General features: G+C 74.1%; 13 protein-coding genes. 7 read left to right on the top strand and 6 right to left on the bottom strand.

Going from position 1 to position 15,389, the window contains the following annotated elements:
* The first annotated feature begins 718 nt into the window (after positions 1-718).
* Positions 719-1,405 (top strand): GNAT family N-acetyltransferase, encoded by a 687-nt coding sequence (locus tag ACTMS2_RS24615; RefSeq protein WP_441177501.1) that lies wholly within the window; start codon positions 719-721, stop codon positions 1,403-1,405.
* Positions 1,406-1,474: 69 nt separating this feature from the next.
* On the opposite strand, the gene ACTMS2_RS24610 is transcribed toward ACTMS2_RS24615, so the two are convergent.
* On the bottom strand, positions 1,475-2,953 hold the full coding sequence (locus ACTMS2_RS24610) for a glutamate--cysteine ligase (protein WP_441177500.1): 1,479 nt from the start codon (positions 2,951-2,953) through the stop codon (positions 1,475-1,477).
* Positions 2,954-3,136: 183 nt separating this feature from the next.
* Here ACTMS2_RS24610 and ACTMS2_RS24605 point away from each other — a divergent pair, with 183 nt between their 5' ends.
* Positions 3,137-3,475: a DUF3817 domain-containing protein gene (locus ACTMS2_RS24605; RefSeq protein ID WP_089000664.1), complete on the top strand. Its 339-nt coding sequence runs from the start codon at positions 3,137-3,139 to the stop codon at positions 3,473-3,475.
* A gap of 4 nt (positions 3,476-3,479) precedes the next feature.
* Here ACTMS2_RS24605 and ACTMS2_RS24600 read toward each other — a convergent pair whose 3' ends face one another.
* Both ACTMS2_RS24600 and ACTMS2_RS24595 read right to left on the bottom strand, forming a co-directional pair.
* Entirely contained in the window at positions 3,480-4,340 is an 861-nt protein-coding gene (locus ACTMS2_RS24600; RefSeq protein WP_441177499.1) for an alpha/beta fold hydrolase, read from the bottom strand.
* A 123-nt stretch (positions 4,341-4,463) separates the two neighbouring features.
* Positions 4,464-5,012, bottom strand: a complete 549-nt coding sequence (locus tag ACTMS2_RS24595) for a hypothetical protein (protein WP_363895301.1) — start codon at positions 5,010-5,012, stop codon at positions 4,464-4,466.
* A 143-nt stretch (positions 5,013-5,155) separates the two neighbouring features.
* On the opposite strand from ACTMS2_RS24595, the gene ACTMS2_RS24590 reads away from it, so the two are divergent.
* The 3 genes from ACTMS2_RS24590 to ACTMS2_RS24580 are packed head-to-tail and all read left to right on the top strand — an operon-like array spanning position 5,156 to position 9,170.
* Complete coding sequence (locus ACTMS2_RS24590; RefSeq protein ID WP_441177498.1) at positions 5,156-6,280, top strand: baeRF2 domain-containing protein; 1,125 nt, start codon at positions 5,156-5,158, stop codon at positions 6,278-6,280.
* A complete protein-coding gene (locus ACTMS2_RS24585; RefSeq protein WP_441177497.1) occupies positions 6,273-8,033 on the top strand; it encodes a thiamine pyrophosphate-binding protein in 1,761 nt (586 codons plus the stop codon). Before ACTMS2_RS24590 ends, ACTMS2_RS24585 begins: the two co-directional genes overlap by 8 nt.
* 51 nt (positions 8,034-8,084) lie before the next feature.
* A complete protein-coding gene (locus ACTMS2_RS24580; RefSeq protein WP_441177496.1) occupies positions 8,085-9,170 on the top strand; it encodes an iron-containing redox enzyme family protein in 1,086 nt (361 codons plus the stop codon).
* An 81-nt stretch (positions 9,171-9,251) separates the two neighbouring features.
* On the opposite strand, the gene ACTMS2_RS24575 is transcribed toward ACTMS2_RS24580, so the two are convergent.
* Positions 9,252-9,485: a CDGSH iron-sulfur domain-containing protein gene (locus ACTMS2_RS24575; RefSeq protein WP_441177495.1), complete on the bottom strand. Its 234-nt coding sequence runs from the start codon at positions 9,483-9,485 to the stop codon at positions 9,252-9,254.
* 214 nt (positions 9,486-9,699) lie between these two features.
* On the opposite strand from ACTMS2_RS24575, the gene ACTMS2_RS24570 reads away from it, so the two are divergent.
* Together ACTMS2_RS24570 and ACTMS2_RS24565 are read left to right on the top strand one after the other, a co-directional pair.
* Complete coding sequence (locus tag ACTMS2_RS24570) at positions 9,700-11,121, top strand: hypothetical protein (RefSeq protein WP_441177509.1); 1,422 nt, start codon at positions 9,700-9,702, stop codon at positions 11,119-11,121.
* A gap of 228 nt (positions 11,122-11,349) precedes the next feature.
* Positions 11,350-12,489: a SigB/SigF/SigG family RNA polymerase sigma factor gene (locus ACTMS2_RS24565; protein ID WP_441177494.1), complete on the top strand. Its 1,140-nt coding sequence runs from the start codon at positions 11,350-11,352 to the stop codon at positions 12,487-12,489.
* A gap of 50 nt (positions 12,490-12,539) precedes the next feature.
* Here the strand turns inward: ACTMS2_RS24565 and ctaD are convergent, their stop codons facing one another.
* Entirely contained in the window at positions 12,540-14,540 is a 2,001-nt protein-coding gene (ctaD, locus tag ACTMS2_RS24560; protein ID WP_441177493.1) for an aa3-type cytochrome oxidase subunit I, read from the bottom strand.
* 106 nt (positions 14,541-14,646) lie between these two features.
* The gene (locus ACTMS2_RS24555; protein WP_441177492.1) at positions 14,647-15,375 is read right to left on the bottom strand and encodes an ATP-binding protein; all 729 of its coding nucleotides are present in this window, start codon (positions 15,373-15,375) and stop codon (positions 14,647-14,649) included.
* Between the last annotated feature and the right edge of the window lie 14 nt (positions 15,376-15,389).

Genomic DNA, 15,389 nt, shown 5'->3' with positions numbered 1-15,389 from the left:
CTACCTCAGCCCGAACGAGTACGAGACCGCCTGGCACAGCCGCCAGACGCAACCAGCTGAGCCACCTATCGCCATCCCGGCACCAGCCGGAGCAGGTAACCACCGCTCCATCAAAGCGGGGGGAACTCACCTGGCCTGCCCTGGCCTGGCCTGGCCTGCCCTGGCCTGGCCTGGCCTGGCCTGGCCTGGCCTGGCCTGCCTGGCCTGGCCTGGCCTGCCTGGCCTGGCCTGGCCTGCCTGGCTTGGCCTGGCTTGGCCCGGCTTGACTCGACCCGGCTTGGCCCAGCCCCGCGCAGGGGTGCCCCGGCGCGGTTGGTCAGGTCTTGCCGAGGGTGGGGTGGTGTCCGTCGGTCCTGTCGAACTGATGTCGTAGACGATTCAGCCGGTGCCCCAGGGCCGCCCCGCTGCGGTGACGACCGGCGGACGCCGGGAGCCGTTCGGGTGGGCCGTCGGGGAGGGGCCGCGGGGCGGTGCCCGCCATCTGGCTTGAGTCGTCTACGACATCAGCTCGACAGGGCGCTCGACGCAGCTCGACAGGGCGCTCGACGCGCCCCGGTGACTCCGCGGAGACAAGGATCAGCGCTGGCAGGAGGGCGGCCTGGCCGTGGCGGAGGGGGCAGCGTCGGCTGCGGTGCGGGACAAGGTCGACTGCAGCGGTCTTGTTGCCAAGAGCTTGCAATAAGGTGGGACGAACGATGTCGCCGCGAAAGGAGTCCGTATGCCGGACGCGCTCACCCGGGCGGCCGTGGACGGTCCGCCGTGCACCGTGGCCGAGCTGATGATGGCCTGGGGGAGCGGCTGGGCCGTGTCCCGGGGCACTCCCGCCCCCGTGGAGATCCCCGGCGGCTTCCGCGTCGACGTGGGCCTGCCGGGCCATCGCGTACGCCACGTGCTGCACACCTACGATGCCGGGTCGCTCGGACGGCTCGGCCGGGAGTTGACCGCGCCGGGCACCTGGATCAAGGTCAGCGGGGATCGGGCAGGGCTGCGCGCCGCCCTGTCCGACGCCTGGACGATGGACCGCGCCGGACACCTCATGAGCGCACCGCTGACGCCGGGTGCGGTCGAGCCGCCCACACCGTACGCGATGCGGGTCGTCGTCGAGGGCGGGGTAGTCGTCGCGACCGTCCTCGACGCGTCCGGGCGCCGGGCGGCCTCGGGGCGGCTGGGCGGCGCGGGGGAGTTCGGGACCGTCGACCAGGTCGAGACCGAGCCCGCGCACCGGCGGCGCGGGTTGGGCAGCGTGGTCATGCGCGCGCTCGGCGACCACGCGGCGAGGCGCGGGATGCGCACCGGGATCCTCGTCGCCACCGACGACGGACGCGCCCTGTACCGGGCGCTCGGGTGGACGGTGCGCTCGGAGGTGTCGGGGGCGTACCTCAGGGAGGCGCCGGGCCCGTCCTGACGGGCGGCCCGGCCGGACGATACCGACGGCGGACGGCCACCCGACGGGCCACTACCCGGCGGCGACCGGTCAGGGGATGGGCCACTCGTGGACCGGGCGGTTGCTGTGCATCAGCGTCACGTAGTGCCGCACCACCTCGCGCAGTGCCTCCGGCCGGTCGAGGTGGTCGGCGGACTCCAGCCGATGCAGGGTCTCCACCTGCCAGCTCGCGCCGTTGCGGCCGGTCAGGCAGCGCTGCTCGATGATGCCGAGCAGCCGGTCCCGCTCGCTCGGGTCCAGGCCCCACCGGTCCAGCCCGTGGTGGGCCAGCGGCAGCAGCCGGCGCAGCACCAGCTCGGTGACCGGGAGATAGCCCAGGCCGGGCCAGAAGACCTGGGCGTCGATGCCGTGCCGGGCGCAGGCGTTGAAGTTCTCCTCGGCCGCGCTGAACGACATCTGCGACCACAGCGGCCGGTCGGCCTCGGCGAGGGCCCGGACGAGGCCGAAGTAGAAGGCGCCGTTGGCCACGGTGTCGAGCACCGTCGGCCCGGCCGGCAGCACCCGGTTCTCCACCCGCAGGTGCGGGCGACCCTTCAGCACGTCGTACACGGGGCGGTTCCAGCGGTAGACGGTGCCGTTGTGCAGTCGCAGCTCGGCGAGCTTCGGCACGTCCCCGCGCGCCAGGGCCTCGGCCGGGTCCTCCGCGTCGCAGACGGGCAGTAGCGCCGGGAAGTAGCGCACGTTCTCCTCGAACAGGTCGAACACCGTGGTGATCCACCGTTCGCCGAACCACACCCTCGGGCGTACGCCCTGGGCCTTGATCTCCTCCGGCCGGGTGTCGGTGGCCTGCTGGAACAGCGGGATGCGGGTCTCCCGCCACAGCTCCCGGCCGAAGAGCAGCGGCGAGTTCGCGCCCAGGGCCACCTGGATGCCGGCGACCACCTGCGCGGCGTTCCAGTAGTCGGCGAACTGGGCGGGGCTGACCTGGAGGTGGAACTGGGTGCTCGTGCAGGCCGCCTCGGGCGTGATGGTGTCGGCGGTGACCGCCAGCCGTTCCACGCCGTTGATCGCGATCCGCAGGTCCTCGCCGCGGGCGGCGAAGATCTGCTCGTTGAGCAGCGCGTAGCGCGGGTTGGCCGACAGCGTCTCGGCGGTCAGGTGCTCCGGGCGCAGCGTCGGCAGGATGCCGATCATCACCATGTGCGCCCCGACGCCCCGCGCCTTGGTCTCGGCGGCGTTGAGGCTGGCCCGTACGCTCTCCTCGAACTCGTGCGTGCCGGTGCCGGCCAGCCGGCGCGGCGCGACGTTGATCTCGACGTTGAACTGGCCCAGCTCCGTCTGGAAGCTCGGGTCGGCGACGGCGGCCAGCACGTCGGCGTTGCGCATGGTCGGCATCGAGTCGTCGTCGACGAGATTCAGCTCGATCTCCAGCCCCGTCATCGGCCGTTCGACGTCGAAGCGGGACTCCCGGAGCATCTCGGCGAAGACGTCCAGGCACCGCCGCACCTTCTCCCGATAGCGGGCCCGGTCCTCACGACTGAAGGTCCGCACCCCGACGTCCTCGCCCATGGTCACCGCCCTGTCACCGTTGGTTCCCCTAACCTCGCACGCCCGGGGCGGGCCGGGGAAGACCCGAAGCTTCTTGTACGTACCCAGCTCGGGCCCGCGTGATCCCTGTCGCCTCCGCCCGTCGTGCCGTCGGCGCGGCCGGCGGGGTGGCTAGCATGTGCGGCAACCGGTGGGGGAGTGACGATGCGCGAAAAGATCACCAGGCTCTTCGTGGCGGCGGCGATCGCCGAGGCCTGCTCCTGGCTGGCCCTGCTCGTCGGCATGGCCGTCAAGTACGGCCCCCCGGGCAACGAGATCGGCGTGCAGATCTTCGGCCCGATCCACGGCGCGCTCTTCGTCGCGTACGGCCTGCTGGTCCTCGCGATGGCCCGGCTGCACCGCTGGCGGCCCTGGCCCACCCTCGTGGCGCTGGCCTGCGCCGTGCCGCCGTTCGCCACCCTGGTCTTCGAGCGCTGGGCAGCCCGGCGCGGCATGCTGCGCACCGCGGGCGAGCCGGACCGCCCGCTGACCCCGGTCGGCTGACGGCTCAGCCGGCGAGGAAGTCGGCGAGCGCGGCGGCGAGCTGCTCCGGGGCCTCCTCGGCCATGTGGTGCCCCGAGTCGATGGCGGCCACCCGCACGTCGTCGGCCCAGTCCCGCCAGATCGCCGCCGGGTCGCCGTACAGGTCGACCATGTCGTCGCGCTCCGACCAGCAGAACAGCACCGGGCAGGCGATCCGCCGCCCGGCGGCCCGGTCGGCGTCGTCGGCCGCCCGGTCCGGGCCGAGCCCGGCCCGGTAGTCCTCACACATCGCGTGCACCGTCGCCGGGTCGTGGATGGCCCGGCGGTAGTCGGCGTACGCCTCCTCGCCCATGGCGGCCGGCGACCCGCCGTACCAGGCGTCCGGGTCGGCGGTGATCACCCGCTCCGCCGGCTTGTCGGACTGGCCCAGGAAGAACCAGTGCCACCAGCGGGCCGCGAACCTCGCGTCGGCGCGGGCGAGGGCCTCCCCGATCGGCACCCCGTCGAGCACGCCCAGCCGGCTGACCCGCCGCGGGTGGTCCAGCGCCGTGCGCATCGCCACGTAGCAGCCCCGGTCGTGCCCCACCACGGCCGCGCGGTCGTGCCCGAGCGCGTCGAGCAGGCCGACCACGTCGCGGGCCATCGCCCGCTTGGCGTACGCGGTGTGCCCGGGGTCGCTCGGCGGCTTCGACGAGCCGCCGTAGCCGCGCAGGTCCGGGCAGATGACGGTGTGCTCGCGGGCGAGCAGCGGCGCGACGCGGTGCCACGTGGCGTGGGTACGCGGATGCCCGTGCAGCAGCACCACGGGCGGGCCCGAGCCGCCGTGGCGTACCCGCAGCCGGACCTCGCCGACGTCGACGTGCTCCAGCGTGAACCCCTCGAACATGGTCCCCACCGTGCCCGCCGCCGCGACGCCGGAAACCGGCCCGCCCCTCGGCCCCGCCCACGTCGCCGGGCGGAGAGCCCGTCCGGCCGCGCTTCCCGGGCGTCCGGCTGCGCCTCCCCGGCGTCAGGTCAGCGTGGACCAGGTCACCAGGACGGCGACCAGCAGCGTGCCCAGCATCGCCTGGAGCAGCAGCGGCGGCCCGAGGTGCGACCACAGGGTGGCCGTACGCGGGGTGAGCAGCTGACCCGTCGTGAGGTTGACGATCCGCTCGATCTTCGGCGGCAGGTCCGGGTCGCCCTGGCGGCGCAGCGTCAACTGCACGTGGTCGGCCGGGTGCAGGGCGCTCTGCGGCAGGTGCCCGTGCAGCTCGACCTCGCAGAGCTGCCCGGCGGCGTCGCGCAGCCGTACGGGGGTGACCAGGTATTCCGGGCCCTTCTTCAGGTCCTTGAACCGCCGACGGGCCGCGCCGGAGCCGGCCGAGAACAGGGAGCGGACGAGCGCCGTCAGCAGGCCGGCGACGCCGGCCGCCGCGAGCACCGCGACCAGCACCGGCTGGCCGATGCGTACCTCGCGCGGATAGCCCTCCATCAGCCGCACGATCCGCCCCGTCACGATGCGGTCGCTCGGGTGGACGATGCGCCGGATGTGCAGGTCGCTGTCCATTTCCACCACCCAGAGTCCGGTTGCGTTCACTGATGGTATCGGTCATCCGGGTTGAACGACATGAATGAACCTCGGTCACGTGCCGCCCGGCGGCCAGGTGACAACCGGGATGGCGCGGGTAAGCGGGGGGCCGAGCTGGAAAGGGGTCGAGCATGCAGCTGTCCTTCCTGCGCCCGCTCTACGACCGGCCGGGACCGTGGGTCTCGGTGTACCTGGACGCCTCCGCCAACACCGAGGACGCCCACGCGGCGCTCGATCTGCGCTGGCGGGCCCTGCGCCAAGAACTTCAACAGCAGCGCGCCGACGTGGAGACCATCGACGCCGTCGAACGGGTCGTGCGGGGGCACGATCCCATGCCGGGCGACTACGGGCTGGCGATCTTCGGTGCCCGGGGCCGGGTGGTGCTGTCGGAGTACCTCTCCGCCCCGCCGCTGCGGGACCTCGCCGCGTACACCTCGTTGCCGCACGTGATGCCCATGCTGGCGCAGCGCGGCGAGCAGGTGGCCTGGGTGCGGGTGCTGGCCGACCGCACCGGCGCCGACGCCATGGCGATCAGCGCCGGCGGCGTGCCGCGCCGAGCCCACGTGACCGGCCGGGAGCACTTCCAGCTGCGCCGGGTGCAGCCCGGCGGCTGGTCGCAGTCGCACCACCAGAAGGCCGCCATGGAGGCCTGGCACCACAACGCGGGCGACGTCACCGCCGCCACGGTGGAGCTGGCCGAGAAGGTCGGCGCGGAGGTGGTGGTCGTCGCCGGCGACGTGCGCGCCACCGGCATGATCGCCGCCCAGATGCCGGAGCGCTGGCAGGACCTGATGGTGCGCACCGACGCCGGATCCCGGGGCGGTGGCGCCGACCAGAGCCTGCTGGACGACCTCACCGTGCAGACCATCGCCGAGGTGGCCGACCAGCGGATCTCCGCCGTGCTGGACCGCTTCGGCACGCAGGAGGACGTCGGCGCCGGGCTGGACGCCGTGGTGTCGGCCCTGCAACGCAACCAGGTCGAGACGATGCTCATCGTCGACGACCCGTCCGCGAACGGGGAACTCTGGATCGGGCCGGACCCGACCGAGATCGCCACGGATCCGGGGCAGCTCGCCGCCATGTCCGTACGCGACCCGGAGAAGGTCCGCGCCGACGCCGCGCTGGTGCGCGCACTGGTCGGCATCGACGCCGAGCTGACCGTGCTGGGTCCCGACGAGGCACCGGAGTTGACCGACGGCGTCGGGGCGGTGCTGCGCTACGTCGACGCCGGCACGCCGGGGCGTGGCGATGGCTGAGCGCAGGGTGGCCGACCTCGTGGTCGAGCGACTGCGCGCCTGGCGGGTGCCGCGGGTCTTCGGCTACCCGGGGGAGGCCATCGCCCCGGTGGTCCAGGCGTTGGACGCCTCGGGCGGGGACCCCGAGTTCATCCCGGCCCGGCACGAGGAGACCGCCTCGTACATGGCCACCGGGCACGCGAAGTTCACCGGCGGGATCGGGGTCTGCCTGGCCACCCAGGGGCCGAGCGCCGTGCAACTGCTCAACGGCCTCTACGACGCCAAGCTGGACAGCAAGCCGGTGGTGGCGATCGTCGGCGAGGACGTCTCGGGTCCGCTCGGCGCCGCCCACCAGGAGATCGGGCTGAGCCGGCTGTTCGCCGACGCCTGCGACCAGTTCGTCCGCTACGGCAGCGCCCCCGACGGGGTGCCGGCGCTGCTCGACCAGGCGTTCCGCACCGCCGCCGCCACCCGCAGCCCGGTCTGCGTCGTGCTGCCGCGGCAGCTGCAGGAGGCCGCCGTGCCCGACCTTGAGCCGTACGCGGCCGGGGTGCTGTCGGCGACGCCGGGGGAGCCGCTGGCCCGGGTCCTGCCGCACGACGCCGACCTGGACGCGGCCGCCCAGCTGTTCGCCAACGGCCAGCGGACCGCGATCCTGGTCGGCCAGGGCGGGCGGGGCGCGGCCGCCGAGATCGTCGCCCTCGCCGACCGGCTCGGCGCGGGGGTCGCGGCGTCGCTGCTGGGCAAGCCGGTGCTCGACGAGCGGCTGCCCTTCCACGCCGGCGTGCTCGGCGAGGTCGGCACGCCCGCCGCCGCCGAGCTGATGGGTGGCTGCGACACGCTGCTGCTGGTCGGCACGAACGACCCGTGGACCGACTACTTCCCGATGCCGGGGCAGACCCGAACGGTGCAGATCGACATCGACGGGCGCCGCATCGGCACCCGCTACCCGGTGGACGTCCCGCTCGTCGGCGACGCCCAGGAGACGCTGCGGGCGTTGCTGGCCCGGGTGCCCGACCGGCCGAACGCCCGGTGGCGCGAGACCGTGGAGGGCTCCGTCGACCGCTGGCGGGCCGAGCGGGCCGAGCGGGCCGCCGCCCCCGCCGAGCCGGTGAACCCGCAGCTCGTGCTGCACGAGCTCTCCACCCGGCTTCCCCGCCGCGGGGCGGTCGCGGTGGACGTCGGGTCGGTCCTCTACTGGTACGCCCGGCACCTCGAACTGCCCCCGGGCGTCAACGCGCAGCTCTGCGGCACGCTCGGCTCGATGGGGTGTGCCCTGCCGTACGCGGTGTCGGCCAAGCTCGCCGCTGCGGACCAGCCGGTGATCGCGCTGCTCGGCGACGGCGCCATGCAGCTCAACGGGCTGGCCGAGCTGGTCACCGTGGCACACCACTGGCGGGAGTGGCGCGATCCCCGTCTGGTGGTGCTGGTGCTCAACAACCGGGACCAGTCGGGCATGGGTGGCGGCCGTATGCCCACCGACCCGACGCGCCGCCGGCCCGACGTGCCGTACGCCGGCTGGGCACGCCTGCTCGGCCTGCACGGGGTGCGGGTCGACCGGCCGGAGCTGGTGGGGGCGGCCTGGGACGAGGCGCTGGGGGCCGACCGGCCCTGCCTGCTGGAGGCCGTCGTCGACCCGGCGGTACGGCTGGCGCCGCCCGAGCCCGCGTTCGCCGACCTGCGCGAGGTGTTCGCCAACGGCGACGCCGCCCGGCGGGTGCGCGACCGGATGCTCGCCGCCGGGGTGGCCGTCGAGGCCGACGACCTCGTTTAACGACCCGGGCGACGGGCACTGAGGACGGGCAGTACGACGCTGGAGGTCACCTTGTCAGAGTCCCCGGATCGCCGGTACGGACCCGCGCCCCTGCCGCAGCCCCGTGGACCGGTCTCGGCGGCACTGCTGGACGCGCTGCGGCGGACGCCGCACGACCTGCCGGCGGGGCTCGGCGACGGGCTCGACCCGGCCGACCCGCTCACCGACGAGGACCTCCAGCTCACGCTCTTCTGCTGCTACGAGCTGCACTACCGCGGCTGGCGGGGCGTCGACGAGGGCTGGGAGTGGCAGCCGTCGCTGCTCGCGCTGCGCGCGTACGCCGAACGCCACTTCGAGGCGGCGGTGCGGGCGCTGGCCGGGCCGCTGCCGGCGGCGCTGCCCGGCGGGGTGCCGGCGGCCCTGGCCGACGTGGTCGCCGCCGCCGACGGACCGTCACTCGCCGGGTACCTGCAACGCCGCGCGTCGCTGGCCCAGTTCCGCGAGTTCGTCACGCACCGCTCGATCTACCACCTGCGCGAGGCCGACCCGCACAGCTGGGCCCTGCCGCGCCTCGGCGGGCCGGCGAAGGCCGCCCTGGTCGAGATCCAGATGGACGAGTACGGCAACGGGCGCCTCGACCGGATGCACGCCGAACTGTTCCGGGTCACCCTCGGGCGGCTGGGGCTCGACACCGGCTACGCCGCCCACCTGGACGCCGTGCCGGCGATCACCCTGGCCACCAACAACCTCATGTCGCTGTTCGGGCTGCACCGGCGCCTGCGCGGGGCGCTGCTGGGGCACCTCGCCGCGTACGAGATGACCTCCTCGCTGCCGAACCGCCGCTACGGCAACGGGCTGCGCCGCCTGGGCCTGGACGAGGTGGCCACGCGCTTCTACGACGAACACGTCGAGGCCGACGCGGTGCACGAGCAGATCGCCGCCCACGACATGTGCGGGGGACTGGTCCGCCTGGAGCCGGGGCTCGCCCCCGACGTGCTCCTCGGTGCCGCCGCCGCGCTGGCGGTGGACCGGCTCTTCGCCGCGCACCTGCTGGACGCCTGGACCGCCGGCCGCACCTCCCTGCGCGCCACCGCCCCGATCCGCATCGCCCTCCGCGACCGCCCCCGCCCCGGCGAACTCCCCGCCGCCGTCGCCTGATCCGGGCCGCGGACCGACGCACCTCCCGCCCACGAGGGATCCATGATGCGCCCTGGCGCGGGAGGGGCCGGGGGATGGCAGTCAGGGAGTGTCGCGGGTGGTGCCGGCGCGGAAGCCGACGGCCTTGTGGGTGCCGTCGCAGAACGGCTTGAGCGCCGACTTGCCGCAGCGGCACAGCGCCACCGTGCCCCGCCGCGCGTCGATGGTCTCACCGTCGGGGGTGACCAGGGCGAAGTCGCCCCGGACCAGCAGCGGCCCGTCCTGGTAGGGCGTGATGGTGGCCGCCGCCGCGGGGGCCTCGTCGTCGCTGCGCATGGGCGCAGATGTGCCCCTTACCGCGCCGACGAAACCCCTGCTCACCGGCGTACCGGGCCGGCGGTGACCGCCCCCCGTGGTCCCGTTCACCGGGCCGGTGCCGCCCCGCCCGGGATCTTCTGATTGCTCCCGCCCGGTGGGGGATGCCCTGTTTGAACCCCATCGGGACGGGAAGCCGGGCCGCGTGGTGAGCGAACGAGGCAAGGTGGGGCCGGTGCACAAGGTGCGCGAGGGGCTCACGGCCGACGGTGCCGGGCTGGCGGGCGACCGGGTCGTGGCGGCGGGCAGTGCGGCGCGGGTCCTGGTGGCCGCCACCGCGCGGGCGCTGCGCGGCACCGACTGCGCCGACCTGGGACACCCGGGGCACCCGGGGCCGCTGTCGCGGTTCACCGGCGCGCCCGAGCCGGTACGTCGGGCGGCGGTGATCCGGGCGGCGGGCCGGGTGGCGCTCACCCCCGGGCAGACGGCCGAGGTCGACGCCGGCCGGGTCGCCCGCTGGTTCGCCGACCAGTATCCGCGCCGACGGTACCCGGGGGCCCTGATCGGCTCCCCGCACGGCGCGGCCGCGCACCTGGCGACGGCGCTGGGGGTGCCGTGGCTGCCGGCGGGCTTCGAGATGACCGTGCACTGGGCGCAGGGGGCCGTCGACCGGCCGCAGGCCGCCCTGGACCACGGTGCCGCGCTCACCGCCCGCCTCCTCGGCGGCAACGCCGACCTGCACGTACGCCAGGTGCACTGTCCCGCGAGCCGGGGCGCGCTGGCCGGTGCCACGGTGTCCCTGGCGGCCCGTTGGCGGTCCCTCCCGGCCGCGTACGCGCGGTTCCTGGCCGACCGGCTGGCACCCGGCGCCCCGGTGCTGCTGCTGCGCGACGCGCGCACCTGGCCGGTCTTCGACTCCGCCCCGGGGCACAGCTTCCAGGTCGGCTGCCCCGGCAGCGGCCTCGACCCGGTCGACTTCCACCCGGACAGCCACGCCCTGCGCCAGGTGCTCCGCTCGGCCGGCGGCGACGGCGCGCACTGGCAGCCGCCGGAGGTCACCTCGCCGCCCGAGCCGGCGGAGCACGGCGTGGAGTCCGGTTTCGAGGCCGCCGTCCGGGACTGGACCGGCCGGCACGAGCATCCGTTGCACCGGGTCCTCGTGCCGCGGCCGGAGGCGCTCAGCGCCGCGACCGCCGACCTGTACCGGCGCTGGCTGCGCGCGGCCGGCAAGACCGGCGACCGGCTGGTGGTGGAGTGCGGCCGGCTGCTGGACCCGTGGCAGGTGGTGCGGGCCGGGATGGTGCCGTACTGGTGCGAGAACGCCACCCGGCGCAGCGTGGAGGGGGTGGAGTGGTGGCTCGCCGGCAGCGAGCCGTTCAGCTCGGTGGACGTGCTGCCCGAACCGCCCGGCCTGCGCTCGCCGGCGCTGGCCGGGCTGCCCCAGTGGCTGGCCGTCGCCGGCTTCGGTCGCCGCCGGCGGGCGCTGGACCGCACCTCGGCGCGCGGCTACCCGGTCACCTCGGTGCCCACCCGCCGGGCCACGGAGGTGTTGCGGGCGCAGCCGTACGACCTGCCGACGCCGCCGCCGATGACCGTGGACGACGCCCTCGCGGCGCTGCGCGACGGTGGCGCCGGCCAGGGCCTGCTGGTCTGTTGAGCCGGCCCTTTCGAAACATCCTCGCGAACCCCGGGTCCCGTGATTGAGTACCTACGGAGCGGGAACACCGCTGGCTGCGACGGCCTGATCACGCCGTCCGGCGTGGCGTCGTCGCCCGCTGACATCCCAGTCATGTGACCCACTTTCCGGCCCGGGCGTGGTGCGACCACGCGCGCGCACGACCGGTTTCCTGAATCCGGGCGGGGGACCTTCCTGAGGGAGGCGCGGATGTTCGGACAGACCACCACGACCACACCACCGCCGACCGAGCGGGGCCTGGAGGACCTCGACGCGGCCGCACTGGCGTACGCGGCCCGCATCGAGGGCCTACCGCCCGAACGGCGCCAGGAGGCGCGGGACGACCTGGTCCGCTTCGCCCTGCCGTTCGCGGGTCGGCTGGCCCGCCGCTACCGGGGGCGCGGCGAGCCGCTGGAGGACCTGGAACAGGTGGCCCGCCTCGGGCTGGTCAACGCCGTCGACCGGTACGACCCCGAGCGGGGCTCGTTCACCGCGTACGCGGCCATCACGATCGTCGGGGAGATCAAGCGGCACTTCCGCGACCGCACCTGGGGCGTGCACGTGCCGCGCCGGCTACGTGACCTGATCCTGGAGGTGGGGCAGGCGACGTCGGCCCTGACCAGCGAGCTGTCCCGGGCCCCGACGGTCGCCGAGCTGGCGGAGCGGCTGGAGACGCCGCAGGAGGAGATCCTCGCCGCGCTGGAGTCGGCCGCCGGCTACAGCCCGGCCTCGCTGAACGCCCCCGTCGGCGGGGAGAGTTCGGCCGAGTTCGGCGACCTGGTCGGCGAGTCCGACAACGCGCTGGAATCCGTCGACGACCGGGTGACGGTCAGCGGGCTGCTGCACCGGCTGCCCTGGCGGGAGCGGCGCATCCTGGCCATGCGCTTCTACGGCAACCAGACCCAGGCGGAGATCGCCGCCCGCTTCGGCATCTCCCAGATGCACGTCTCCCGGCTGCTGTCGCGGGCGCTGACCTGGCTTCGCCAGGCGATGCTCGCCGACGCCCCGCCGCCGTGGCAGAACGGCGCCGCCGGGTCGGAGCCGGCGAAGACCAGGATCTCGGTGCGGCACAACGGCGACCGGGTCGTCGTGGAGGTCGGCGGGGAGGTCGACCGCGACGGCGCGGACCAGCTGCGCCGGGCGATGCTGGAGGCGGTGACCGGGCAGCCCGCCGAGGTGGTGGTGGACCTGGACGGCGCGGGCGGCTTCGACGCCGGCGGCATCGCCGCGCTGATGGCCGGCCGCGAGGCCGCGGCCCGTACGGGGGTGCCGCTGCGGCTGACCCGGGTGCAGCCCGCGGTGCGCCGCTCGCTCACCGCGGCGGGACTCGCGGCGGCCCGCGAGGGCTGAGCACGTCGGAAGGGGGCCGGCACCAGGCGGTGCCGGCCCCTTCCGCGTACTCAGTAGTCGGGCGAGTCGCCGGGCCCGCGCGGGTGCCGCCAGCGGTCGTTCTCCTGCTGCTCCCGCTGGGCGCCGAGGTTGGTCTCCTCCGGCTCGTCGGTCTGCTCGAAGCTGGGCCGACGGATGTCGCCCGGCTCGGGGACGTCCACCGGCCTGGCCCCGGACTGCGCCGCGGGCTGGTACTCGGCGGCCTCCCGCGCACCGTGCGCCCCCTCGAGGGACGGCGACTCGGGCACGTGCTTCTCGCGGTGCAGCTCGTCGCGGAAATCCTGCGGCGGCTTGGTGCTGCGCTGCGGCAGGTCCCGGCCGAGGTCGGAGACGAGCGGGCCGTACTTCAGGTCGAAGGCGGGCCGCTCGGAGCGGATGCGGGGCATCCGGTCGAAGTTGCGCAGCGGCGGCGGGCAGGTGGTGGCCCACTCCAGCGAGTTGCCGAAGCCCCACGGGTCGTCGACGGTCACCTGCGCCCCGAAGCGCCAGGACTTCCAGGCGTTCCAGATGAAGAACAGCGTGGAGGCGCCGAGTACGAAGGCGAAGATGGTGGAGATCGTGTTCAGCGCGGTGAACCCGTCGCTGGGCAGGTAGTCGGCGTAGCGGCGGGGCATCCCCTCGTTGCCCAGCCAGTGCTGCACCAGGAAGGTGCCGTGGAAGCCGATGAACATCGTCCAGAAGTGGGCCTTGCCGAGCCGCTCGTCGAGCAGCCGCCCGGTCATCTTCGGCCACCAGAAGTAGAAGCCGCCGAAGAGCGCGAAGACCACGGTGCCGAACAGCACGTAGTGGAAGTGCCCGACGACGAAGTACGTGTCGTGGGTGTGCCAGTCCGCCGGCGGGCTGGCCAGCAGCACCCCGGTGAGGCCGCCGAAGAGGAAGGTGACCAGGAAGCCGATCGCGAAGAGCATCGGCGTCTCGAAGGTGAGCTGCCCCTTCCACATGGTGCCGATCCAGTTGAAGAACTTGACCCCGGTGGGGACCGCGATCAGGTAGCTCAGGATGCTGAAGAACGGCAGCAGCACCTGGCCGGTGGCGAACATGTGGTGCGCCCACACGGTCATCGACAGCACGGTGATCGCGATGGTGGCCAGCACCAGTCCCGTGTAGCCGAAGATCGGCTTGCGGGAGAAGACCGGGATGATCTCGGTGATGATGCCGAAGAACGGGATCGCGATGATGTAGACCTCGGGATGGCCGAAGAACCAGAACAGGTGCTGCCAGAGCATCGGCCCGGCGGTTATCGGGTCGTACACGTGGGCGTTGAGCAGCCGGTCCGCGGCCAGCGCCATCAGGGCCGCGGCCAGCAGCGGGAACACCAGGATCACCAGCACGCTGGTGAAGAGCATGTTCCAGGTGAAGATCGGCATCCGGAACATCGTCATGCCGGGCGCGCGCAGGGTGAGGATCGTGGTGATCAGGTTGACCGCGCCGAGGATGGTGCCCAGCCCCGAGACCACCAGGCCGATCACCCACATGTTGGCGCCGACGCCGGGGGAGTGCTCCTGGCTGCTCAGCGGCGTGTAGGCGGTCCAGCCGAAGTCGGCGGAGCCGCCGGAGGTGAGGAAGCCGCCGAGCACCATCAGGCCGCCGAAGAGGTAGAGCCAGTACGCGAGGGCGTTGAGCCGGGGGAACGACACGTCCGGCGCGCCGATCTGGATCGGCACGATGTAGTTGGCGAACCCGAACGCCGCCGGCGTGGCGAACAGCAGCAGCATGACCGCGCCGTGCGAGGTGAAGAGCTGGTTGTACTGCTCGGCCGAGAGGAACTGCATGCCCGGCCGGGCCAGCTCGGCCCGCATCAGCATCGCCTGGACACCCGCGACCAGGAAGAATCCGAACGAGGTCAGCAGGTAGAGCAGCCCGATCTGCTTGTGGTCGGTGGTGGCCAGGAACCGGGTGAGCTTCCCACCGGGCAGCGCCTTGCGCAGCGGCCCGGGATAGCCGCCGAAGCGTGCTGGCGCCAGGATCGCCGGCCCCCGGTCGCGTGGTTCCGTGGTTACCCGCTCGGGCATGTGACTCTCACCCCGCCGTGACGACAGATAGGACGGCGCGGCTACCCGCCCCACAGCCCATGAAACCAGGCGACAGCGGTTATTCAGGCGAGAGTGGTAAATCTGGTCAATTCGCGGGCAGTATGGCCCAGACGACCTTCCCGTCGCCGGCCGGCGAGCTGCCCCACACCTGGGCCAGCTCGCGCACCAGCATCAGCCCCCGGCCGCCCTCGGCACGCCCGTCGGGGCAGCCGGCCCGGACCAGGGTCCGGTCGCCGTCGGTCACCGCCACGTGCAGGTACGGCCGGCGCAGGGTGAGCGTCACCCGCATCGGCGTGCCGGCGTGCCGGACCACGTTGCCGACCAGCTCGCTGAGTACCAGCGACGCCGGGCCGACGGCCTCCGGCAGGTTCCACCGCCCGCAGGCGTCGGTGACCAGCTCCCGCGCCCGCCGGCAGGCCTCCGCGACCGGTTCGAGCCGGGCGCGCAGCCGGGGCGCCGCCGCCGCGTTCGCCACCCGGGTCGCCTCGTCGCAGTCGCGGCGCACGGGCACCACCCGGCACGCGGTCGACTGCGCCAGCCAGGTCGCCGCGTCGGGCGGCGGGGCGCACAGCACGACGGGCACCGCCGGCCAGCCGGCCGCCCGGCGGGCGGTGGCGGCGAAGACCGAGAGGGCCAGCGGGTCACGGACGGTGACGTCGGTGAGGTCCACCACGAGCGCGTCGGGCTGGCTGGCGAGGCAGGCGTCCAGCGCGGTGTGCACCGTGCGCATGGTGCCGAGGTCGAGGCCGCCACGCAGGCGTACGACGGTCACCGGAGACCTGTCTTGCACCTCGCAGGTGATCCGCCGCGGCATGTGCGCCCTCGTTT

Source organism: Micromonospora sp. SD12, from assembly GCF_052068495.1.
GTDB lineage: Bacteria > Actinomycetota > Actinomycetes > Mycobacteriales > Micromonosporaceae > Micromonospora > Micromonospora echinofusca.
Note: the sequence above shows the minus strand (reverse complement) of the source record. Positions and strands in the feature narration are given on the sequence as shown.

Coding starts and splice junctions, on each gene's coding strand:
- ACTMS2_RS24590 (WP_441177498.1), top strand. CDS start 5,156: ATGCAGCTGTCCTTCCTGCGCCCGCTCTACGACCGGCCGGGACCGTGG.
- ACTMS2_RS24565 (WP_441177494.1), top strand. CDS start 11,350: ATGTTCGGACAGACCACCACGACCACACCACCGCCGACCGAGCGGGGC.
- ACTMS2_RS24575 (WP_441177495.1), bottom strand. CDS start 9,485: ATGCGCAGCGACGACGAGGCCCCCGCGGCGGCGGCCACCATCACGCCC.
- ctaD (WP_441177493.1), bottom strand. CDS start 14,540: ATGCCCGAGCGGGTAACCACGGAACCACGCGACCGGGGGCCGGCGATC.
- ACTMS2_RS24555 (WP_441177492.1), bottom strand. CDS start 15,375: ATGCCGCGGCGGATCACCTGCGAGGTGCAAGACAGGTCTCCGGTGACC.
- ACTMS2_RS24615 (WP_441177501.1), top strand. CDS start 719: ATGCCGGACGCGCTCACCCGGGCGGCCGTGGACGGTCCGCCGTGCACC.
- ACTMS2_RS24605 (WP_089000664.1), top strand. CDS start 3,137: ATGCGCGAAAAGATCACCAGGCTCTTCGTGGCGGCGGCGATCGCCGAG.
- ACTMS2_RS24610 (WP_441177500.1), bottom strand. CDS start 2,953: ATGGGCGAGGACGTCGGGGTGCGGACCTTCAGTCGTGAGGACCGGGCC.
- ACTMS2_RS24585 (WP_441177497.1), top strand. CDS start 6,273: ATGGCTGAGCGCAGGGTGGCCGACCTCGTGGTCGAGCGACTGCGCGCC.
- ACTMS2_RS24600 (WP_441177499.1), bottom strand. CDS start 4,340: ATGTTCGAGGGGTTCACGCTGGAGCACGTCGACGTCGGCGAGGTCCGG.